The 21,242-nt window shown below is 70.3% G+C and carries 21 protein-coding genes; 13 read left to right on the forward strand and 8 right to left on the reverse strand.

The window, feature by feature from the left end; translation table 11 throughout:
* The first annotated feature begins 4 nt into the window (after positions 1 to 4).
* The 6 genes from G4D86_RS07925 (at position 5) to G4D86_RS07950 (ending at position 5,244) form a co-directional block, all read left to right on the forward strand.
* Positions 5 to 1,882 (forward strand): hypothetical protein, encoded by a 1,878-nt coding sequence (locus G4D86_RS07925; RefSeq protein ID WP_205519496.1) that lies wholly within the window; start codon positions 5 to 7, stop codon positions 1,880 to 1,882.
* A 70-nt stretch (positions 1,883 to 1,952) separates the two neighbouring features.
* On the forward strand, positions 1,953 to 3,017 hold the full coding sequence (locus tag G4D86_RS07930; RefSeq protein ID WP_163991208.1) for a cysteine hydrolase family protein: 1,065 nt from the start codon (positions 1,953 to 1,955) through the stop codon (positions 3,015 to 3,017).
* A 104-nt stretch (positions 3,018 to 3,121) separates the two neighbouring features.
* Entirely contained in the window at positions 3,122 to 3,928 is an 807-nt protein-coding gene (locus G4D86_RS07935; RefSeq protein ID WP_205519497.1) for a hypothetical protein, read from the forward strand.
* Positions 3,929 to 3,940: 12 nt separating this feature from the next.
* Positions 3,941 to 4,342, forward strand: coding sequence for a hypothetical protein (locus G4D86_RS07940; protein ID WP_163991210.1), 402 nt, complete (start codon positions 3,941 to 3,943; stop codon positions 4,340 to 4,342).
* Between the two features lie 99 nt (positions 4,343 to 4,441).
* Positions 4,442 to 4,987: a nucleotidyl transferase AbiEii/AbiGii toxin family protein gene (locus tag G4D86_RS07945; protein ID WP_163991212.1), complete on the forward strand. Its 546-nt coding sequence runs from the start codon at positions 4,442 to 4,444 to the stop codon at positions 4,985 to 4,987.
* Positions 4,984 to 5,244 (forward strand): hypothetical protein, encoded by a 261-nt coding sequence (locus G4D86_RS07950; RefSeq protein WP_163991214.1) that lies wholly within the window; start codon positions 4,984 to 4,986, stop codon positions 5,242 to 5,244. The genes G4D86_RS07945 and G4D86_RS07950 overlap by 4 nt, the downstream gene beginning before the upstream one ends.
* Position 5,245: 1 nt before the next feature.
* On the opposite strand, the gene G4D86_RS07955 is transcribed toward G4D86_RS07950, so the two are convergent.
* The 3 genes from G4D86_RS07955 to G4D86_RS07960 all read right to left on the reverse strand — a co-directional run bounded on the left by G4D86_RS07955 (position 5,246) and on the right by G4D86_RS07960 (position 8,353).
* A complete protein-coding gene (locus tag G4D86_RS07955; RefSeq protein WP_240360114.1) occupies positions 5,246 to 5,410 on the reverse strand; it encodes a dihydrofolate reductase family protein in 165 nt (54 codons plus the stop codon).
* Positions 5,407 to 5,541 carry a dihydrofolate reductase family protein gene (locus G4D86_RS52665; RefSeq protein WP_240360115.1) on the reverse strand — a complete coding sequence of 45 codons (135 nt, stop codon included), beginning with the start codon at positions 5,539 to 5,541 and terminating at the stop codon, positions 5,407 to 5,409. Before G4D86_RS52665 ends, G4D86_RS07955 begins: the two co-directional genes overlap by 4 nt.
* A gap of 142 nt (positions 5,542 to 5,683) precedes the next feature.
* Entirely contained in the window at positions 5,684 to 8,353 is a 2,670-nt protein-coding gene (locus tag G4D86_RS07960; protein ID WP_240360116.1) for an Ig-like domain-containing protein, read from the reverse strand.
* 189 nt (positions 8,354 to 8,542) lie between these two features.
* Here G4D86_RS07960 and G4D86_RS07965 point away from each other — a divergent pair, with 189 nt between their 5' ends.
* Positions 8,543 to 9,724 carry a glycosyltransferase gene (locus tag G4D86_RS07965; protein ID WP_163991216.1) on the forward strand — a complete coding sequence of 394 codons (1,182 nt, stop codon included), beginning with the start codon at positions 8,543 to 8,545 and terminating at the stop codon, positions 9,722 to 9,724.
* Between the two features lie 3 nt (positions 9,725 to 9,727).
* Here G4D86_RS07965 and G4D86_RS07970 read toward each other — a convergent pair whose 3' ends face one another.
* Positions 9,728 to 10,948, reverse strand: coding sequence for a glycosyltransferase family 4 protein (locus G4D86_RS07970; RefSeq protein ID WP_163991218.1), 1,221 nt, complete (start codon positions 10,946 to 10,948; stop codon positions 9,728 to 9,730).
* A 114-nt stretch (positions 10,949 to 11,062) separates the two neighbouring features.
* Here G4D86_RS07970 and G4D86_RS07975 point away from each other — a divergent pair, with 114 nt between their 5' ends.
* From G4D86_RS07975 to G4D86_RS07990, 4 genes are read left to right on the forward strand one after another with little or no spacing between them, the layout of a single operon-like run.
* Positions 11,063 to 11,971: a hypothetical protein gene (locus tag G4D86_RS07975; protein ID WP_163991219.1), complete on the forward strand. Its 909-nt coding sequence runs from the start codon at positions 11,063 to 11,065 to the stop codon at positions 11,969 to 11,971.
* Positions 11,968 to 12,624: a hypothetical protein gene (locus G4D86_RS07980; RefSeq protein WP_163991222.1), complete on the forward strand. Its 657-nt coding sequence runs from the start codon at positions 11,968 to 11,970 to the stop codon at positions 12,622 to 12,624. Before G4D86_RS07975 ends, G4D86_RS07980 begins: the two co-directional genes overlap by 4 nt.
* Positions 12,621 to 13,001, forward strand: coding sequence for a hypothetical protein (locus G4D86_RS07985; protein ID WP_163991224.1), 381 nt, complete (start codon positions 12,621 to 12,623; stop codon positions 12,999 to 13,001). The genes G4D86_RS07980 and G4D86_RS07985 overlap by 4 nt, the downstream gene beginning before the upstream one ends.
* Positions 13,001 to 14,020 carry a hypothetical protein gene (locus tag G4D86_RS07990; RefSeq protein ID WP_163991226.1) on the forward strand — a complete coding sequence of 340 codons (1,020 nt, stop codon included), beginning with the start codon at positions 13,001 to 13,003 and terminating at the stop codon, positions 14,018 to 14,020. Before G4D86_RS07985 ends, G4D86_RS07990 begins: the two co-directional genes overlap by 1 nt.
* Here the strand turns inward: G4D86_RS07990 and G4D86_RS07995 are convergent.
* Entirely contained in the window at positions 14,010 to 14,393 is a 384-nt protein-coding gene (locus G4D86_RS07995) for a serine/threonine protein kinase (RefSeq protein ID WP_163991228.1), read from the reverse strand. The genes G4D86_RS07990 and G4D86_RS07995 overlap by 11 nt on opposite strands.
* 265 nt (positions 14,394 to 14,658) lie before the next feature.
* On the opposite strand from G4D86_RS07995, the gene G4D86_RS08000 reads away from it, so the two are divergent.
* Both G4D86_RS08000 and G4D86_RS08005 read left to right on the forward strand, forming a co-directional pair.
* On the forward strand, positions 14,659 to 16,134 hold the full coding sequence (locus G4D86_RS08000) for a HAMP domain-containing sensor histidine kinase (protein ID WP_163991230.1): 1,476 nt from the start codon (positions 14,659 to 14,661) through the stop codon (positions 16,132 to 16,134).
* 106 nt (positions 16,135 to 16,240) lie between these two features.
* The gene (locus G4D86_RS08005; RefSeq protein ID WP_163991232.1) at positions 16,241 to 16,846 is read left to right on the forward strand and encodes a tudor domain-containing protein; all 606 of its coding nucleotides are present in this window, start codon (positions 16,241 to 16,243) and stop codon (positions 16,844 to 16,846) included.
* Positions 16,847 to 16,864: 18 nt separating this feature from the next.
* Here the strand turns inward: G4D86_RS08005 and G4D86_RS08010 are convergent, their stop codons facing one another.
* The 3 genes from G4D86_RS08010 to G4D86_RS08020 all read right to left on the reverse strand — a co-directional run bounded on the left by G4D86_RS08010 (position 16,865) and on the right by G4D86_RS08020 (position 21,239).
* Positions 16,865 to 17,965, reverse strand: coding sequence for a sensor histidine kinase (locus G4D86_RS08010; RefSeq protein ID WP_205519499.1), 1,101 nt, complete (start codon positions 17,963 to 17,965; stop codon positions 16,865 to 16,867).
* A 1,378-nt stretch (positions 17,966 to 19,343) separates the two neighbouring features.
* Positions 19,344 to 19,955 carry a hypothetical protein gene (locus tag G4D86_RS08015; RefSeq protein WP_163991236.1) on the reverse strand — a complete coding sequence of 204 codons (612 nt, stop codon included), beginning with the start codon at positions 19,953 to 19,955 and terminating at the stop codon, positions 19,344 to 19,346.
* Positions 19,956 to 19,967: 12 nt separating this feature from the next.
* Positions 19,968 to 21,239 carry a monooxygenase gene (locus G4D86_RS08020; RefSeq protein ID WP_163991237.1) on the reverse strand — a complete coding sequence of 424 codons (1,272 nt, stop codon included), beginning with the start codon at positions 21,237 to 21,239 and terminating at the stop codon, positions 19,968 to 19,970.
* Positions 21,240 to 21,242 lie beyond the last annotated feature (3 nt).

Genomic DNA, 21,242 nt, shown 5'->3' on the forward strand with positions numbered 1-21,242 from the left:
CGCCATGGACGTGTGGCTCGAGGGGAAGAAGGTGCGGCTGAATCCGGCGCACGCGCTGGGCAAGGGTGGCGAGGCGGACGTGTTCGACCTCGGTGACGGCCGCGCCCTCAAGGTGTTCAAGCCGCCCGAGCACCCCGACTACACGGGGCTGCCCGCGGAGCAGGCCGCCGCGCGCGTCCGCCTGGACGAGCACCAGCGCAAGCTGCGCGTCTTCCCGGCGGGACTGCCCGGGCGCGTGGTGGTGCCGCAGGTGCTCGCCACGGACAAGAAGGGGCAGACGGTGCTGGGCTATGCGATGCGCAAGCTCGACGCCGTGGAGCCGCTGCGCCGCTTCGGTGAGCTGTCGTTCCGCCGCGCCGGTGCCACGTCCGCGCGCGTGGTGGAGGTGCTGCGCGGGCTGCACCGGACGCTCGACGCCGTGCATGCGTCGGGTGTGGTGGTGGGGGACTTCAACGACCTCAACGTGCTCGTGTCCGGAGTCGCGGACGCGTACTTCATCGACGCGGACAGCTTCCAGTTCGGCGCGTTCCTCTGCCCGGTGTTCACCGAGCGGTTCCTGGACCCGCTGCGAGTCGGCGGCAACGGTGCCAACGGCCTGGTGCCTGCGCGGCCCGCGTCGGCGGAGAGCGACTGGTACGCCTTCGCGGTGACGGTGATGCAGGGGCTGCTGTGCGTGGGCCCGCATGGCGGTGTGCATCGGCCGAAGACTCCGGCGGGGCGCACGACGCCCGCGGGCCGGGTGCTCCAGCGCGTCACCGTCTTCCACCCGGAGGTGCAGTACCCCAAGCCCGCGCTGCCGCTGGCCACGCTGCCGGACGACGTGCTGCACCACCTGCACCGCATCTTCGTGGAGGATTTGCGCGGCGTCTTCCCGCTGCCGCTGCTCGAAGGACTGCGCTTTACCGCGTGCGCCTCGTGCGGCGTGGAGCATGCGCGCGGCGCGTGCCCCACGTGCCAGCCGAACGCCACGGCCACGGTGACGCCTGTCACGTCGGTGCGCGGGCAGGTGACGGCGACGCGGCTGTTCTCCACGCGCGGAGTGCTGGTGCACGCCAGCGCCGAGGACGGCGTCCTGCGCTGGCTGTACCACGCGGAAGGGGCGTACCGGCGCGAGGACGGGCGCGTCGTGCTACGCGGTCCGTTGGACCCGTCGCTGCGCTGGGCGCTGCAAGGGGACGTGACGCTGGTGGGGCGGGCAGGGGAAGTGGTGGTGCTGGCACCGGGGAAGCCGGCGGAGCGCGTGGGGGTGGACGCGCCCGAGGGTCAGCCGGCCTTCGCCGCCAACGCGCGTCACCGCTACTGGGCCGTAGGGGGCGGCCTGTGGCGGGACGGGGCGTACGGAGCGGAGCGCATCGGCGACGTGCTGGAGGGACAGACGCGCCTCTTCGTGGGGCCTCGCTTCGGGCTGGGCTTCCACCGAGCGGGCGGGCTGCGCGGGGCGTTCGTCTTCGACGCGGGGCGGACGGGGCTGAAGGACGGGCTCGCGCTGCCGTGGCCCTCGGGCCAACTGGTGGATGCGGAGTGCATCTTCGACGGGCCGAACGCGTGGCTGTTCCTGGTGGAGCAGGCCGGTGGGCGCACGGTGCACCACTGCGTGGTGGTGGGCTCGGACGGAGCGGTGCGCGCGAGCGCGGTGGCCGAGGCCGGTGACGGCTCGTGGCTGGGCAGTGGGCCTCGGGGACGGTGCGCGGCGGGGGACGCGCTGTTCTGCGCGACGGACGCGGGGCTCGTCCGGGTGGAGCTGCGGCAGGGCCGACTGGAGGCCGTGCGCGAGTTCCCGGATGCCGAGCCCTTCGTGGACTCGGGCAGCCAGCTCTTCCTCGTGAAGCAGGGGCTGGCGGTGGTGGGCCGGCAGGACATCTCCGCGCTGCGGATGTCCTGAGCGGAATGAACGTTCCTTTCAATCAACGCGCGCGGGCCGGGGGCCCTCGCGCCACACAGGGGGTAGGACGATGAGGACGCAAATCAAGGAGCTGCCGTTGCCGGGGTTCTACCGGGCGGACCACGCGGGCGAGTACGGCTACGGGCCGAACGCCGGGAAGCTCCAGGAGGCCGCCGTCACCTGGCGGGCGGCGAATGACCTCTCCGTGGCGGCGACGGACAAGTTCAACCTGCACCTGCTGCTCATCGACGTGCAGAAGGACTTCTGCTTCCCCGATGGCTCGCTCTACGTGGCGGGGCGCAGCGGCCGCGGCGCGGTGGACGACAGCCGCCGCATCGCCGAGTTCATCTACCGCAACCTCGGCGCGCTCACGAATGTGACGGCGACGCTCGACACCCACTTCGCGTACCAGATTTTCTTCCCGTCCTTCTGGGTGGACCAGGATGACAAGCCGCTCACCGCGTACCGCGAGGTGACGCGCGAGCAGATTGAGCGCGGGCAGGCGCGGCCGAATCCCGCGATGGCGAAGTGGTTGTGCGGGGGCAACTACCCGTGGCTGCTCAAGCAGGTGAAGTACTACTGCGAGGAGTTGGAGCGGGCGGGGAAGTACACGCTGTACCTGTGGCCGCCGCACTGCCTGCTGGGCAGCGACGGGCACGCACTGGCGGGCGTGGTGCAGGAGGCGCGGCTGTTCCACTCCTTCGCGCGCGGCATGCAGTCGTGGGCGGAGGTGAAGGGCGGCAACCCGCTGACGGAGAACTACTCGGTGATGCGGCCGGAGGTGCTGTCGCGGCATGACGGGCAGCCGCTGGCGCAGCGCAATACACAGTTCCTCAAGACGCTGCTGACGGCGGACGCGGTGGTGATTGGCGGCCAGGCGGCAAGCCACTGCGTGAAGAGCTCCATCGACGACCTGCTGGGGGAGATTGTCGCGCAGGACGCGGCGCTGGCTCGCAAGGTGTACCTGCTCACGGACTGCATGTCGGCGGTGACGGTGCCGGACGGGAAGGGCGGCTTCGCGGCGGACTTCACGCCGCAGGCGGATGCGGCGCTGAAGCGCTTCGCGGACGCGGGCATGCACCTGGTGAAGTCCACGGACCCGCTGGCGAGCTGGCCGGACCTGCGCATCGCCTGAGCGGCACCTGACGGCGGCAGTCGAGTGAATGCGGGACCTGCTCCCTGACGGGAGCGGGAACGGCGGAGCCATGCCCTCGGGGAGAGGGCGAAGGAGTCGGGGACATGATCAGCAAGGCGAACGGTGGGAACGGCAGTGGCATCCAGCAGCTCTTCAGCTCCGCGCACGCGGAGGGCCTGCTGAGCCCGGCGGGGTTGCAGGCGCTGACGGTGGTGGACCTGGGGGCGCAGATTCAGGCGGGGCTCGGCGTGTGCGTGGAGGACGTGCAGGCCAGCGAGGTAGTGCTGGTGACGGTGATGCCGGATGACTCGGGGAGCATCTCGAATGCGGGGCACGAGAAGCTGGTGTGCGACGGGCACAACCTGGTGCTCGACGCGCTCTTGGCGAGCAAGCAGAAGGACGGGGTGCTGTTCCACACGCGCTACCTGAATGGGAATGTGCTGAACCCGTTCCGGCCGCTGGAGGACGTGGTGCGGATGCACTCGGGGAACTACCGGGCGGACCAGGGGACTCCGCTGTATGACCAGGCGGTGGTGCTGCTGGGCACGGTGCTGGCGAAGTCGCAGGAGTTCAGCGGGAATGGCGTGCCGGTGCGGACGGTGACGCTGTTGATTACGGACGGCGCGGACATGCACTCGCAGAAAGCGAGGGCGAAGGACGTGGCGGCGCTGGTGAAGGACCTGCAGCGGGCGGAGAATCACATCATCGCGGCGATGGGGATTGATGACGGGAGCACGGACTTCCGCCGCGTGTTCCGGGAGATGGGCATCGAGGACAAGTGGATTCTGACGCCGGGACAGAAGGCCCAGGAGATTCGGGCGGCGTTCCAGGTGTTCAGCCAGAGCGCCGTGAAGGTGAGCCAGGGCGCGGCGAGCTTCAGCCGGACGGCACTGGGTGGGTTCGGGCGGTGACGGGAGGTTGAGATGGACGAACTGTTGAGCAGGAGCGCGGAGTTGCTCAGGGAGCGCGTCGCGAGGAGCAACCCCGCGCTCCGGGCGTCCGCGTTGACGCGACGCCATGCGCAACAGGAAGCCCACAACGGTGGGTTGTATGGCGGGCCAAGGGTCCACACGGAGCACTTCGAGGAGCGTGGGTTGGTGCTCGTGGACCGTTACACGCAGACCCGGGGCGAGAACCTGAACTTCGAATTCTTCGGTGGGAGCTGTCTCGTGCTGTTGGCGGATGGGAGGTTGGCCGAGCTGGAGCGGTCAGGCTCCACCGGGTGTGACACCGGAGAGTGGAATGCCACGATGCGGTTCGTTTCTCCGGAAGAGGCGGTGAGCCGATACGGCTTGGAGGCCTGCATCGCGAAGCTTTACCGGTAGAGCACGCGACGCGCGGGCGGGCGTATCGTGGAAGACGGTGGGGGGCGGGCGGCTCCATCTTCGCGGTAATGGAGAAGGGGGCCGCGTTATCTTGGCGACGTGGACGACTACCTCAAGGTGCTCCTGCAGGTGGGCAGCCGACTCGAGCAGGCGGGCATTCCGTACATGCTGAGTGGCTCTACTGCGATGAACTTCTATGCACGGCCACGCATGACCCGGGACGTTGACATCGTTGTCGAATTGGGTGCACCGGATGTGGCGGGAATGGTGGAGCTCTTCCAGGAGGACTTCTCGATTGACGAGCAGGAGATCCGCGAGGCGATTGCTCGCCAGTCTCTCTTCAATCTCATCCACTACGACACGGTGGTGAAGGTCGACTGCATCGTTCGTAAGAAAACCGCCTACCGTCAGGAGGAGTTCAAGCGACGGCGCACCATCGATGTTCAAGAGCAGCGCATCTGGGTCGTCTCGCCAGAAGACCTGGTTCTCTCCAAGCTCTATTGGGCCCGAGACAGTCTTTCCGAGATGCAGCTCGGGGATGTGAGCAACATCATTGACGCGCTGCCGGCGTTGGACTGGGCGTACATGGCACACTGGGCTCGGGACCTGGGAATCGAGCCCCTGCTGGAGAAGGTGAAGCGATGAACGACACCCTTCCACGTGCCGAAGCGCTGGTTCGGACCTTGATGCTTCGGCGCTCCGGGGAAGAGCGCCTCAAGATGGGAGCGGACATGTTCTCCGCCTCCCGCGCGCTCATTGCTGCATCGCTACGGGAAGAGGGACTGGTTCCTGGCTCCGCCGAGTGGAAGCTCCGCTTGCTGGACCGGACCTATGGTTCGGAGATTTCGCCTGCGCAGCGGCAACGCCTGCTTGCGCGCTGGCGCTCTGAATCCGGAGCCTGAATCACTCCGGGTGGTAGACGTTCGCGACGGCTCCCTTGTCGAACCGCGTCGAGCTCACCAGCCGGAGGTTCATGGGCTGAGCGCGCTCCGGGAACAGCCGTAGCCCGCTTCCCAGCACCACCGGGTGGATGATGAGCCGATACTCATCGACGAGTCCGTGCTTCACGAGGGACTGCACGAACCTCGCGCCTCCGTAGCCCCGTCGTCGAGCGTCGGGAACAGCCACTCGACCTCGCCCTTCGGTCCACCCACGAAGCCATCGAGGGACATCGACATCTTCAGGAGGAGCTTCCTCATGTCACCCAACTCCCTTCAGCCGCAGGGGCGCTGGACCGGATTGCCCAGCGCTACACCCTGCTCCTGAAGTGGCGACGAATGAGGCCGCGGTGAATCGACACTCCGGGCACTTCCCCAACAAGTGCCCGGAGTCACGACCTGCTCAGTGCACGCGAGCAGGCGGCAGGTTGGACGGCGCCACCCCACCCGACTTGAGCTGCGTGGCAGAGGGGCAGACCAGCGCCTTCAGGTCGTCGGCTCGCCGGCCCAGGTCGTCGAACACTCGCGTCGCGTGCGTCACCGGGTCCGTCACCGTCGTCCCCTTCAGGTAGGGCGACAGCACCGCCGCCTTGCCCGCCACTCGCGGCGCCACGTGGAGGAACTCCGTCTGCGTCTCTCCCGAGTGGCACCCGCTGCACGTGTTCATGGAGAACTTGTGCCGCGCCTCCGTGTTCACGCCCGGCGCCCTCCAGAAGAAGTCCAGCGGCGCCCTCGCCATCGCCCCCAGGAACGGATTCCCGTTCAGACTGTTCGGCACCGTGTGCCGCTCCGCGATGATGTCCGCCTGGTTCTGCTGGATGTAGCTCGCCAGCGTCGCCGTGTTCTCGAAGTGCATCGCGGGTGTCAGCTTCACCGTCGCTGGCATCAGCCCCTGCGCCGTGAGGTTGAACTCGCGCATCTCCCAGGGCTCGGCCAACGTAATCTCGTTGGTCCGAATCTGGTTCAGCGCGCTGCCCGCCTGGCGGCCCGTCATCACCCCCGCCTTCGCGAACCGGTCCGTCAGCGCCTGGAGCTTCGCGTTGTAGCCCGCGCTCCCCACCTTCCCCAGCGCGTGCCAGTCATTGGCCCAGGTCTGGATGGCCGCCGTCGTGCCGCCCGGCAGCGCGTACTCCAGGATGATGGTGAACTCGAGCGGCGCCCCATTCGCGTCCAGCACGCCGAAGACGAAGCGGCCCTCTCCCGCCTGGACTCCCGGATTGCGCAGGTCCATGCGGTTGACGATGGCCAGCAGCCGGAACGGCGCCTTGCTGAAGTCCAGCGGCTTGGACGCGCCGCCGCTGCGCTGCTCCCACGGGCCCAGCACCTTCGTCTGCATCTCCTGCCGCGCCGGCAAATCCAGCCCGTTCACCACCTGCTTCGTCGTCCACGTCTTCAGCCACGCGCGCACCATGGGCGACGGGTCCTGCCCGCCCGCCATCTCCTTCATCAGCGTGCCGAAGTTCCACGCGCCACCGGGCGCCGTGCGCACCGGGTCCTCCACCACCGACAGCGCCGTCACCATCAGCTCGCTCGGACGGTCGATGGTGCACGCCGTCGCCTGGCAGGCGTACGTGGACTCGCAGCCGTTGGCCACGTTGCCGTCGCAGTCGTAGTAGCCCGGCTGGCAGGTGTTGCCGCACGTCGCCGCCTGGCACACGCCCTGCGCGTAGTTGTTGTCCTGGCACGTCGTACCGCAGGCACCGCAGTGGTCCTCGTCCGTCGTCAGGTCCACCTCGCAGCCGTTGCTGGAGTTGCCGTCACAGTCCGCCGTGCCCGCGGGGCAGCGCACTTCGTACGCCGGCCCTTCCGTGCACGTGGACTCGTTGCCCAGCGCGTCCCTCGCCGCCACGAAGACGCGGTGGCTGTTGCCCGTGGCGAACGGCATCGTCGCGCTGAAGCGGCCCTCCGCGTCCGCCTGCACCGTCTTCGCCGGCGTCCCCGTGCACGCCACGTCGATGAAGATGCCCACCGTGGCGCCCGGCTCGGCCGTGCCCGTCACCGTGAGCTGGCGCCCCGTGCTCGTGTACTGCCACTTCGTGTCGATGATGACCGGCCCCGGGGGCGGCGTGCTGTCGTTCTGGTACTCCAAATCGTTGGAGCACGCGGACGGCTCGCCGTAGCCGCCGCTCGTGTCCTTCAGCCGCGCGGACACCGTCAGCTTCCCGTTCTTCGCTACCGTCCCCTGGAAGGTGAAGGCGCCCTGCGCGTCCGCCGTCACCACCTCGTCCACGGGGCCCTCGCAGTCAGCACGCTCGAAGAGCTCCACCGTGGCGCGCGGCGTCGCACGCCCGTCGAACAGAGGCTGCAGGCTGAGCCCCGGCGAGCCGGGCCTCGTGCCCAGCAGCACCGGCGTCGTCCCATCCGTGCCACTGCCCGGGCCCTCCACCGTGGGGCTGCAGCTGGACCGATTGCCGGCTGCGTCGTACGCGCGAACGGAGAAGGTCCTGAACGCCGGCAGGGTGAGGGGCACCTCGCAGGACGTGCTCGTGTCCACCACCGCGCTGCCCACCTCCGTGCCGGTGCAGTCCGGGCCGTCGTAGACGCGCACCGTGGCGCCGGACTCGGCCTCGATGATGAGCGAGCGGCCCGTGGTCGTGCTCTCCGGGGCCCAGGCCGCGATGGGCGTCTGCGGCGACGTGTGGTCCACGGTGACGAAGCCGGCCGAGCGCTCGTTGTTGCTCTCGTCGCTCTCGTCCACCTTGAAGGTCGGGTCCACCTCGGCGACCAGCGTGTACCGGCCTTCGGGCATGGACGGCGCGGTGACCCAGACCCACACGTCCGCGCACTCGCCCGCCAGGGGGCCGCCTCGTGCGCTCGTCGCCAGCAGCCGGTCCGTCGGGTCCATGAAGCGGTCGGCGGAGAGATAGAAGGACACCTCCGTCATCGCGAAGTCGGTCCCGACGTTGCAGACGCGCGCCTGCACCTTCTGCGAGCCCGCCCCCAGGTCCGAGGGGCCTGTCAGGGAGTCGATGCGGAAGTCCGGCTCGCCGGAGCTCGTGTCCGGGTCCGAGGTGTCGGGCCAGTCGGAGTCGTCGTCCCAGTCCGAGTAGTCGTCGGAGGGAGGCTCAATCACACAGCCTACGAGGGAACCCGCGAGCGCGAGTGCCCACCAGCGCCTTGCTTGCATGACAGTTGCCTTGGGGAGCCAGGGGAGATCCGGCCTTGGGGTTGATGCGGTGGCTCCGCCGTGTGCCTGGACGGGCGTGCTCGCCGTTTATTCACGGAATTGAATGGGCGTTGGCCGGGGTAGGTTTCCTGGCCCATGTCCACCCACCTTCGCGTCCTCCTGCTCGCTGAACGCTTCCCTCCGGACATCGGGGGGCTGGCTCGCAGTGGCGCGCGGACGGCGGGCTCGCTGGTGAAGCTGGGGGCGCAGGTGGACGTGCTCGCGTGGACTCGCACCGCGGCGCCCGGTTCGCTCCAGACGGTGGATGACGCGGGCTCCGTCACGCCCTTCGCGCGGGGCGTCACGCTGCACCGGCTGGGCTTGTTCGGCAGCACGGACCTGTCCATGCAGCACACGCTGGATGTGCTCGGCTACCTGCATGCGAAGCGGCGGTATGACCTGGTATGGGGCCACTACCTGTCGCCGCCCGGGTTCCTCGCCGTCGTGTTCGCGGAGTCCGTGGGCATCAGGTCCACCGTCAGTGCTCGCGGCAACGACGTGGACCAGCTCATGTTCCCTCCCGGGGACTTCGCTCGGCTGCTGTGGACGCTCCAGCGCGCGGATGTGCTCACCGCGGCCTCGGCGGACCTCGGGCGGAAGATGAGCATGCTGCTGGGGAGGGACCCGGGCGTCGAGGTCATCCCCAACGCGGTGGACACCGACGTGTTCTCTCCCGGCCCCGCGGACCCGGAGCTCCGCGCACGGCTGGGCATTGCGCCAGACGAGGTGGTGCTCGGCTTCTCCGGAGAGCTGCGCCACAAGAAGGGGCTGCCGTTCCTGCTGTCCGCGCTCACGGAGGTGCGGCGCTCACGGCCCGCGTGTCTGCTCATCATCGGTGAGGTGCGGCCTCGTGACGCCGAGCACCTCGTCGCCTTCCGCGCCGAGCATCCCGAGGACGCCGCGCGGCTGCTCATCTCCGGGCCGCTCGATACGCCCGAGGCCATTGCCGCGCACCTGCGCGTCTGTGATTTGTATCTCCAGCCGTCACTCTGGGAGGGCATGCCCAATGCGTTGCTGGAGGCCATGGCGTGTGCCCGTCCTGTCGTCGCCAGTGACGCGGGCGGCATTCCCGAGGCAGTGGACCACGGACGCAATGGCTTCATCGTGCCCAAGGCGCTGCTCAATCACCTGGGGCAGGCGTGTCTCGACGTGCTCTCGCTGCCTCCCGAGCACCGGGCCGCGCTTGGCACCGCCGCGCGCCAGCGAATCGAGGCGGGCTTCAAGGCCGAGGCGGAGGCGGAGGTGCTTCGGCGCGTGCTGGCCCGAGCCATTCCGTAGGCGCTACGCCGCTGACGGAGTGCTCCGCCGAGCCAGCCCGAACGCCTGTGCATAGGCATCCACCAGCGACGCCTGCGCCCGGCCCCACGGGAAGTCGCGCTCCACCCGCGCACGAGCCTTCACACTCAGCGCCGGCCCCAGCGCCGCATCCGCCCTCAGCGCCTTCACCGCCTCCGCAATCGCCTTCGCCGAGCCCGGCCGGATGAGCAGGACTTCCTCCGGTCCAGCCAGGGTGCGCACCACGGGGAGGTTGCTCGCCACCACCGGTGTGCCCGTGGCCATCGCCTCCAGCAACTTCAGCGGGCAGCAGCCCTGCACGCAGTTGCGGTCGTTCACCGGCAGCGGCACCAGCACCACGTCACACGCATGGTGCAGCCGCGCCAGCTCTGCCTGCGGTAGCGGCTCCAGCAGCTCCACCGCGCCCTCCAGCAGGAGGTCTCCACACCGGTCCATCAGCGCCCGCCGCCCGTTCCTCCTCAGCGGCCCCACCAGCGTCAGCACCGTGGGCATTTCCCGCCGCAGCAGCCGGCACGCCTCGATGGCGTGGTGCACGCCCTGCCACGACGTCATCGTCCCGCTGTACAGCAGCCGCACCGGTCGGCCCGCCTCCATCGCTCGCGGCGGCGCGTACCGGAACACCTCCAGGTCCACGCCGTTCGGAATCACGCGCACACGTCCCGCGTCCGCCCCACGCTGGACGAGGTACTCCGCCGTCACCTCGCTCGGCGTCACCAGCAGGTCCGCGCGGGAGATGCACAGGTCCTCCTGCGCTACCAGCTTGCGCAGCAGCTCCGCGTCGTCCGCCACGTCCGGGTGGTGGTACTTCAGCTCGATGGACGGCAGCCCATTCACCTCGAACACCAGCGCGTCAGTCAGCGCCTCCTTCCTCCGGGCCACCGGGTAGCCCTCGAAGATGGAGCGCACGTGCACCACCGCCGCCTTCGGCCTTCCCCTCCACCACGCCGCCAGGTGCGAGCGGAAGGACAGCGCCTGCTCCACCAAATCCCGGCCCCGTGCCTCCAGCGGGTGGTACGTGACGCCCTCCGCGAGTGCGTGTGGGTCCGTGCTCGCGGTGCTGGCATCCCGAAGCGCCAGCAGGTCCACCCCGCCGAACGCCGCGCCCAGTGCCTCCACGAAGGCCCGGATGTGCACCGCCGCCCCCTTGGGCGCGGGGAAGCGGTCGAACGACGCGTAGACGATGCCGGTGCCGGACGGAGAGGACACGCCCGGTTGCTACCGCGCCATGCCCACGGCCGGCAAATGAGCGCGTTTGACCCTCGCGGCAACGGACCCGTACGCTTCCCCTCCTTCCGTCGCTCCGAGGGGGAGCTTCCCGCCGTGGCCTTCGACTTCGACCGTTTCCGCTTCGAGCGGGTCTACCGCACCACCGCCCCGGTGCCCGTGGTGATGGCCGACCTCGGCGGGCTGCGGAGCTTCGATGCGGAGATGGCCCTGCGGCAGAAGGCGTGGAGCCTGCGCGCGCACATCTGCGGTTACTCGGCACTCGCGGCTGGAATCGGAGCGTTCTTTCTCCTGTCCACGGACTTCAGTGGCCTGGCCTTCCTCCTCGTCGCCGTGCTGTTCGTGGCGATGCTCGTCTGCAACGGCATCTCCTCCCGCTTCCTCAAGCTGGACCTCCAGAACCGGCGCTACGAGTTGGTGGCGCGCCTCCTCCAGCGGCTTCGCAAGGACATCGCTCCGGACGAGCCCGTGACGGTGGAGCTGGACTTCCGCCCCACGACGGACAAGGAGAACCTCGCGGACCGTGGCAGCGCGGGCGAATGGAAGACCGAGTCCTTCGTCCAGCGCTGGCTCACGCTCCAGGTGCGGTTGATGGACGGCACGCACCTGCGGCTCGGCATGGAGGAGCGGCTCCAGCTGCGGCGCCGCACGAGGATCAATCCCCGGGGCAAGTACAAGACCAAGAACAAGCAGAAGGGCACCGCGCTCCTCCACGTCCAGCTCCGCGTGAAGCCGGAGCACCACCCCCACCTCGCCCGGCTCGAGGCGCGGGCGCGACAGGCGGTGCGGCTGCCGGAATACGTCTCGCTCGTGAAGCTGGAGGTGGCGGAGGACCGCCTCTCCCTGCGCTCCGGACTGCCGCTCGACTGGGAGGCCGCGGACCGCGTGTCGCCCGTGTCGTGTGACGCGCCCAAGGCCGCGGTGATGTCACTGCTGAGTCTCTACCAGGTGCTCAACTACTCCACCGCGCTTCGCAAGCAGGCGCCTGTGAGGGTCTCCTCATGATGCGCCGTGTCCTCCTCGTCTCCCTGCTGGTGCTCACCGGGTGCTCGCGCCAGGAAGGCGCCGACTCGCGGGCGCCCCAGACCCAGCAACAGCCTGCCGCCAGTGCCGAGGCCGCCGCCCCGGACAAGCTCAAGTTCAAGGACGCCGACGACCGCGAGCGCTTCTCCCTCAAGCCCAAGGACGACGGCGCCAAGCTGGTGGACGGCGAGGACCGCGAGCTGGCGCGCTACAAGTGGAAGGGCACCTCGCTCAAGGTCTCCGGCCCGGATGATGCCGTGCTCGGCTACATCGTCGGCTCGGCGGGCGGAGCGCTCACCGTGCGCGACGCCGCGCAGCAGCAGATCCTCTTCACCCTCGCGCGCCAGGGGCCGGGCTGGCGGCTCAACGACGTGAAGGGCGCGCTCCTCTACACGGTGTCCCCCGAAGACGAGGGCGCCACCATCCAGGACGCCTCCGGCACCGAGGTGGCCCGCGTGAAGGTGCGCGAGGGCAAGGTGTCCCTGCGCGACGCGACGGGGCGCACGCTGCTCGCGACGAAGTCGCTGGTGAGCGCCGAGGCCGCCGCGTGCCTCGCCTTCGAGCGGATGGAGTTGCCGCTGCGCATGGCGCTGCTCTTCCACCTCCAGTCCCCCCAGGAGGCCCGCCGCCCATGAGCCCCATGTTCGAGGGCCCCTGCCAGCAGAGCACCGGGTTCCTCTTCTCGCATGACTGCGGCCGGCCCGCGGCGGCGTCATGCATGAAGTGCGGCAAGCGCGTCTGTGACATGCACCTCACCGCGCTGGGCGCGGAGCTGGTCTGCTCCACGTGCGCCGAGGACGACGACGAGGAGGACGGCGACAGCGACTCCGGCGACCCGGACTCCGCGCCCGACGAGGACGACCCCAGCTACTACTACAAGGACTACGGCTACTACGGCCCCGGCTCGGCGTGGGGACGTGGCAAGGACCCCAACGACTTCACCGAGGCCGACGGTGAGAGCCTCCGCCACGAAGAGGACGCCTCCTTCGAGGAGGACCTGGGCGGAAGCTGATGGCAGCTTTTCGTTGGCTCATCTATGCGCTCGGCGGTGGGATGGGGCATCTCACCCGCGCCAGCGCGCTCGCGCGGGCGGCCGCGCGCCAGGGGCACTCCGTCACCCTGCTCATCAACAGCCCCTTCGCTCCGGGCGTGCCGCTGGAGGCGGTGCTGGGGCCCGGCGTGGAAGTGCTGCGGCTGGACGCGGCGCTGGACAAGCGCGCCGTGCGGGAGGTGGTGGAGTGCTGCCTCCAGGACGTGCGTCCGGACGTGTTCATCGTGGACACCTTCCCTCGGGGACTGGGCGGAGAGCTGGTGTCGCTGCTGCCGGGGCTGCGGGCCCGGAAGGTGCTCGTCCACCGGGACTTGAACCCCGCCTATCTGGAGCGGTTCGACGTGGCGCGCGCGGTGGACGCGTTCGACTTGCTGCTCGTTCCCGGTGAGGACGCGCCCCTCGCCGGGCACGCTCGCGCCGTGCGCACCTCGCCGTGGCTGTTGCTGGAGGCCGGGGAGTTGCTGCCGCGCGCCGAGGCGCGGGCTCGGCTTGGCGTGCCGGCCGGGGATGCGCGGCCGGTGGTGGCGGTGATGGGGTGTGGCACCCACTCCGAGGTGGAGGAGGCGGGGACGCTCGCCGCGCGGCTGCACTCGCTGCTGGGCGAGGCGGCCCGGGTGCGGTGGCTGGTACCTCCGGGACAGGCGACCGCACTTCCGGTGGCGGCCGAGCCGCTCCACGTGCCGGTGTGGCCCGCGGTGGCGGTGCTGCCGGGCGTGGACGTGCTGGTGGGGGCGGGCGGGTACAACACCGTCAACGAGGCGCGGGCGACGGGCACGCCCTTCGTGGCCCTGGCCCGGCCCCGGCTCTACGACAGGCAGGCGCTCCGGCTCCGCGCGGAGGAGCTCGCGGGCTCCGTGGAGGCGCTGCTGGAGAAGGCCGTCCTGCTCGCCCGCCGTCCCCCTGCGCGAGGGCCCAGGCGGTATGCGAGCGGCACCGGCGACGCCGTGGCGCTCATCGAGCGCCTGCGGCTCAATGCTTGAGGTCCTTGTGGCCCGGCGCCGGGTCGATGCCGTGCGCCATGACGAAGTGGTAGAGCACCTGCGGGTCCTCCTTCGGGCCGCCCATCAGCTCCACCAGGATGTGGCCCTGGGTGCCCGTGTCCGGGTCCGGCGCCACATTCACTTCGGTGACTTCGCGGCCCGCCATCACCAACTCGCCCACCAGCACCTTGCCCTGGAGCACCTGCACCACGTGCTGGCGGTCCTCCTCCAGCAGCGCCCAGTGGAAGGCGTCGTGGTCGTAGAGCATCGCGTCGACGGAGCCACACCGCAGGATGCAGTGCGTGTGTTCCTGGAGCCAGCGCCAGAAGCCATCGAATTTCAGGGTGCGTACCGGCTGGGAGAGTATGTCCATGGAGACCTCGCACGTGGCCCGGCGCTCGCCCGCCACGTCCGTCCTCCCTAGCACGGCCGGGGCTGCTCGGCTCTGGCGCCGTGCAGGGAACCTCACTCCGTGCCCGCCTGCTGTCCAGTCCGCGAATCCCTCCCGCGCCGGGCTTGTTCCTCCTCTCAGGAGGGGGGCGCGCTCACGAAGCCCCGGCTCCGGGAGGGCGGCACGTGGGATTCCCGTCGGATGGTCCGGTGTCTCGCGAGGCCCCCGGCCCCGCCCTGGAGGTCGCATGAGTCTGCGCTCCTGGCTCGCGGCGACGATGGGGGTGCTGGCCCTGCTCACGCTGGCGGCCGCCGTCTCGCTCGTCGTCCTGACGAGCGTGTTGGACCGCTCCGCCAGCACGCTGGGCAACTCCGTCGAGGGCGTCCGGCTCGCGGAGGAGGTGGAGGTGGGTCTGCTCTCTCACGAGCGGCTGGTGAGGGAGCGGTTGACCTCCGTGCCCCTCGATGACGGCCGGGCCTCGCGCGAGGTGCTGGAGTCCTCCCTGCAGCCACAGCTCGCGGAGCTCCGGCGCATCGCCGCCACCGACGGGGAGCGGGCGCTGCTGGATGACGTGCGCAAGAATGTCGACGTCTACCTCGCCCAGCAGCGGGACAAGCTCGAGACGCGCGTCGAGGAGGCGGGGCCACCGCTCGACAGGGCGTTGAACGGGCTGGAGAAGGTCATCGAAATCAACGTGGAGGAGGCCCGCGCCGCGCGCGAGGATGCGGCGCGGCTCAACCGCCTCGCCGACACGGTGGGCCTGGTGCTCGGCGTGATGCTGCTGGCCGGCGTGGTGGCCGTCACCTTCCTGTTGCGGAGCATCGCCCTGCAGCCGCTGCGGGACATCAGCCAGGCCATGCGTCGCTTCGGCTCCGGCCGCAAGCGCACCCGCGCGCCCGAGGCGGGCCCCACGGAGCTGCGCGACATGGCGCGCACCTTCAACGAGATGGCCAACAGCCTGGCGCACCAGCAGGAGCAGCAGCTCGCCTTCCTCGCCGGGGTGGCCCACGAGCTGCGCAACCCGCTGTCCGCCCTCAAGCTGTCCACCGCCCTGACGGGCCGGAGCGGCGCCCCGATGACGCCCGAGCGCATGGAGCGCACCCTGGCGCTGGTGGGCCGGCAGGTGGAGCGGCTGGACCGGATGGTGGGAGATTTGCTCGACTCCACGCGAATCGAGGCCGGCAAGCTGGAGCTGCGGCCGGAGGTGCGCGACGCGAGGGAGCTGGCCCGCGAGGTGGTGGAGCTCTACCGCTCCGGGGACAGCGGGCATGTCCTCCAGTTGTCGCTGTCGGAGACCTCCGTGCTGGTGCGCGTGGACCCGGCCCGGCTGGAGCAGGTGGTGCACAACCTGGTCAGCAACGCGCTGAAGTACTCGCCGGCCGGCAGCCGCGTGGACGTGGCGGTGCGCCGCGTGGAAGAGGAGGCCGTGCTGTCCGTGACGGACCAGGGCATCGGCATCTCCGAGGACGAGAAGCGGCTGCTCTTCGCCCCCTTCCAGCGCGCCGGCAACGCCCGCCAGCGGGCCCCGGGCGTGGGCCTGGGACTGTCGGTGGCCCGCCGCATCGTCGAGGCGCACGGGGGACGCATCGAGGTGGAGAGCCAGCCCGGTACCGGCTCCGTCTTCAAGGTGTGCCTGCCGCTCGCCGCCATGGTGGCCCGGCTCCCCGAGGCCGCGTCCCCGCCGGCCAGCTCGCTGCCTCCTCCGGAGGGGACGCTGCACTGAGGACGGGGCCCGGTGTTGCCTGACGCGCGTCGGCCCGGAGATGCAGGATGCACCCTTGCGGACCCGGACGTACCTTGCGGTCCACACCATGGGAGTTTCCCGGAATATGAAGACCCTGCGCCGAGTCGCGCCGCTCGCCGCCCTGCTGGCCCTCGGGGGCCTGGGGGCGTGTGCGTCCCAGAAGCAGGGGCCGGCCGCCGCCACCCCGCCCGCGCCGAAGCAGGACGCGGCCACTGTCATCCAGTCCACGGAGGGCGGCTTCGCCGTCGCCATCCCCGGGCCGGTGAGTGAGGAGCGCCGCACGCAGACCACCGAGGTCGGCGAGGTGACACTCCACACCTTCATCGCCGTACGCCCGGAGGCGGACACCGCCTACTACGTCTCCTACACGGACTTCCCGGCCGCCGCGGTGGCCCAGGCGGACCCGCGCGACGTGGTGGCCCGCGCCAGCCACGGAGCGCTGGAGGCGCTGGGGGCCACCGGCCTGGCCTCGCGGCCCCTGATGATGGACGGCTTCCCCGGCTGGGAGGTGGAGGGCGTCTCCGGCCCGCGCCACCTGCGCGGCCGCTTCTTCCTTGTGGGCCCGCGCCTGTACCAGCAACTGCTGCTGCATCCGGACGGCAAGCCGCCCCACGACGCGGACCGCTTCTTCGAGTCCTTCAAGCTGGACCCGCAGGTGACGGCGATGCTCACGGGCTCGCGCCGCTCCTGAGCCGTTACCGGAGTGCTGCTACCGCGAGGGCGGGTGCAGCGGCAGCCGGACGGTGAACGTCGTTCCTTCTTCTTCCTCCGAGCGCACGGCGAGGCCACCGCCGTGCGCGCGCACGATTTCGTGCGCGATGTAGAGGCCCAGGCCCAGGCCCCTGCGGCCCGGGGTGTGCGCGCCCCGGCGGAAGGGCTCGAAGAGGTGCGCGCGCAGGTCCGGAGGGATGGCGGGGCCCTGGTTGTGGACCTCCAGCACGGCGATGGTGCCGTCGGCGCGCGTGGTGACTGTCACGGGCGTGCCCTCCGGGCTGTGCTGGAGCGCGTTGCCCACCAGGTTGGAGACCACCTGGGTGAGCCGGCTCCGGTCCCACCTTCCCGGCGGCAGGGGCGCGAGCAGGCTGCGCAGTTCGCGCGCGGGCCAGGCGACCTCCAGCTCCTCCACCACCTCCTGGCAGAGGGTGTCCAGGTGCATGGACACGGGCTCCAGCGGGAAGCCGTCGCCCAGCCGGACGCGGGTGAAGTCGAGCAGGTCGCCAATCATGCGCTCCATGCCGGCGGCGCTCCGGGCGATGCGGGCCACCACGCGGCCCTGGCGCTCGTCGAGCGTGCCCGCATGGAGCAAGGCGTTGGCCCCGGCGAGGATGGCGCTGAGCGGGTTGCGCAAATCGTGGCTCACCACGCCGAGGAAGTGCTCGCGGAAGCGGGAGGTGCGCTCGCGTTCCTCCTCGGCGCGGTAGCGCTCGGTGACGTCGAGCACGGTGCTGACGTAGCCGGCGACGGTGCCGTCCGGGTGCACGTGCGGCACATAGGTGGCGTTGATGCAGCGGGTGCCGCCGCTGTAGGGCACGGGCCGCTCGAAGTGGACGCGCTGGCCGGCCAGGGCGACGCGGACGGCGGGGCGGAGCATCTCGTAGGCTGCGTCTCCCACCACCTCGCGCACGGTGCGGCCGAGCATCGCCTCGCGGGGGTGGTTGAACCACGCGGCGTAGGTGGTGTTGGCGAAGAGGTAGCGCTCCTTCGCGTCCACGTACGCCAGCATGACCGGGGCCGCGTCCGCCACGACGCGCAGGCGCTGCGCGAAGGTCTCCAGGTCCTCGTCGGGCTGTGGTGGGAAGGGAGGGCGCAACACATACCGGCCGTAGCACGGCCTCGAGGCCGTCGCTTGCGAGCGGCCCCGGGGCGTCCAAATCCAGACGCTCCGCTCGCATGCCAGGGCCAATCCCTGCTCAATGACTCATTGCTTCATGCGGGGCGGGTGATGATGCGCCTCCGGGGTGCTCGTGTTGTCGGGCCTGGTTGTCGGATAGTGCTGGCTTCAGTCAGGCAGGAGGCAGGACGGATGCATTGGCGAGCCGCCGGAATGGGGTCACTCTGTCTCGTCACGAGCCTCGGATGCCCGCACGAGTACGCGCGCGAAGGGACCGTTGACCGTGCCGTGCACAAGGACGTCATGGAACGTCAGCGGCAGCGCTGCTCGGAAGAGGACCTCGAGCGGTTCTGCAAGGACGAGGAAAGCGCACAGTGCCGCGAGAAGTGCGGATGACCGCGAAGCGCGCGGTGCTCGGCACTGTCGTGGCGGTGCTTCTGCCGGTGCCGCTCGTGTTGCTGTTCCTCGAGAGCAGGGGGGGGATGGGTCCGGGCCGTGGGGGCGCGGAAGCGGACGGGGTCGTCCCTGTCCTCAGTCACGAAGAGCGTAGGGCGCGGGCGACCTATCACCGGGACTGTGAGCGCGGCTCGGACTGTGAGGCGCCGCTGGCCTGTGTCACGGACCCTCGGGTCTGGGTCGGCTACTGCACCGACAGCCAGTGCATGTCGGACGTGCAATGCCCGGAGGGGCAGGTCTGCCGGAGCGTGGCCTCCACCGAGGGAAGGCCCCTGGTGCGCTACTGCATCCCGAAGGGAGCGCGCCACGAGGGAGAGCGCTGCGTGCCCCTTCCGAGCACTCGGGAAGAAGCGTGTGCCGAGGGTTTGCTGTGCGGAGGCGGCCAGGGGTGGTGCGGCCGTCCCTGCCGTCGAGGCGAGCCGGGAGCCTGCGCGGACGGATTCTTCTGTGCGGACGTCACGCCCGAGCCCATCTGCCTGCCGAGTTGTAGGGCGCAGGGCTGTGCTGAAGGACAGCAGTGCATCCGGTTCGACGAGGGCGCGTCCGCGTGTGCAAACGTATACGGGAGCCAGTGCCAGCAGGCCACCTGCCTACCCGACAGTGAGTGCCGGGTGCTCGACTCGCTGTCACGTCCAGGCAGTGTGTGGATGGACTGCGTGCGCAAGTGCGGGGAGGGACGGCCCGCCTGTCCCTCCGGGAGTGTCTGTTACATGTGGCGCTGCCAGCCCTCGTGCGACCCCCACGTGCCAGGTGCATGCGGGGATGGTTTCCGCTGCGAGCAACTCAAGCCCGACAAGCCGTGGGTCTGCCGTCCGGACTGGTAGCGCGACGCCAGGGTACTGGGGAGCGACATCCGGCCCTGCCACGGCAGGTGCAGTACCTGCGCATGACGGGCCGGGGCTCAGACCGCGCGCAGCAGCGGCAGCCCCGCGCGCATGCGGGCGACGATGAGCGGCTCGACGAGGCTCCCGGAGTCGTCGAACAGCGACGCGTCGAGGACCTTGCGGCGCTCCTCGTCCTTCATGCCTCCCAGCGCGGCCACTCGCGCGCTCACGCTCCCGTGGACGGAGACGACGTTGCTCAGCGAGAGGGCCGCCTCGCCCGACAGGCTCCCGAGCACCTCGAAGAAGTGCCCCTTCTCCACCAGGCACCGCGTGGTGAAGCTCCCCTTCACCACGCACACCTCGTTGCAGAACGAGTTGCCGTACACGTCGCCCACCACCACGTCCCCCAGCACGACGAGCTTCCCCATCGTGAGCAGCGCCCCGGCCCTCAGCGAGCCGGTGACGACGAGCGTCGTGTGCGGCGGATTGACGAGCAGCCCATCCACCTGGAGGTCGCCGAGGACGATGCAGGACTCTTCCTGCTCGAAGTCGGGCAGGTGCACGGGTCCCGGGAGAACGGGGACGCCCTCGCGGAGGGGACCGAAGTAGTCCGAGAACTCGGTGGGGATGCTCGCGTTGAGGCTCGCGGTTTCATCGGCGGACAGTGGGCGCGGCGACGGCAGGCTCATGGACGCGTGACGCTACCGGGTGACGTAGAGGTACGCGAGGCACATCTCGTCCTGGGTGCCCTCGCCCCACCGCACCGTGCGCGGCGTGGGGTTGTCCCAGATGCAGCTCAGTTGCAGCCGCGAGCGGCCCGAGCGGAAGTCCACCGGCTCCTCGTAGAAGTACATCTGCTGCCAGTGGAAGTCCCACGCGGGGATGTCGATGAGCGTGCCGGCCTCGCGCTGCAGGACGATGCGCCGCCCCAGCGTGTGCATGTGCGGAATGACGCCCCATAGCCTCCCCGCCGGGACGACCTGCTGGAACGTGTATCGGTAGCCCTGCCCACCCGCCGGAATCGCGAAGCCGTCGCTCGCCACCAGCATCAGCGCGGCGGGGTTCGCCACCGGCTCCCTCGCGAACTGCAAATCCACTCCCGTGCGGTCCGCGACGCGGGGTCCGTTGTTCAGGTTGTAGTGGACCTGCATCACCACCACCGTGCCCGGCTGCACGCGCACCCCCGTGCCCTCCGGGTAGCGGGTGGCCGGCGTGCCCGGCGCCCACGCGCCCAGCACGGACTGGTCCTCCACGCCCGAGTCTCCGAAGCACGTCCACCCCGGCCCCGGCTCGCGCGCATCGGCCTGACGCGCGGCCGCCTCGGGCACGTTGAAGAGCAGCACGTGGTGCACCTGGTGCCGCGCTCCCGGCAGCACCTCGAAGCCGATGACGTCCCGCGCCTCGCGGAAGCCGGGCTCCAGCAGGAAGCAGTGGTAGTCGTCCTGCTGGGTGCCGTTGGGCACGTAGGCCTCGGCGGGCTCCATGCGCGTGTCCACCCAGCCCAGGCCCTGCGGCGCGGGCTCGGGCGGCGGCGCGGTGGCCGGGTCTCCCTCTGGCGCGCCCTGCGTGGACCAGGCGGAGAGGATGGCCACCTCACCGCGCGTCAGCCGGCGCGAGTCCTTGAAGCGGAGCTCCCCCGGCGCGGGCATCCACGGTGGCATCCGCAGCTGTGTCACCGCGGTGGCCATGGCCGCGTGTCGGGCGGATGCCTGCGAGTAGGTCTTCATCGCGAAGGGCGCCATGCCGGCCTCCGCGTGGCAGCCCTGGCAGCGGCGCTGGACGATGGGCGCCACGTCGTGGTGCCACGTCACCGGGCCTCCGCTGTAGGCGGGGCCTCCCTCCTCGGGCTCGGCGGTCCGTATCTCCGGGAGCGGGAAGGCATCGTCTTCGTCGTCCCCGGGGTCCTCCTTCGCGCAGCCCACGGCCCCCAGCAGTCCGACGCCCGCCAGCAGGGTCAGCAGCAGTCGATTCATCCT

It is taken from the genome of Pyxidicoccus caerfyrddinensis, from assembly GCF_010894405.1.
GTDB lineage: Bacteria > Myxococcota > Myxococcia > Myxococcales > Myxococcaceae > Myxococcus > Myxococcus caerfyrddinensis.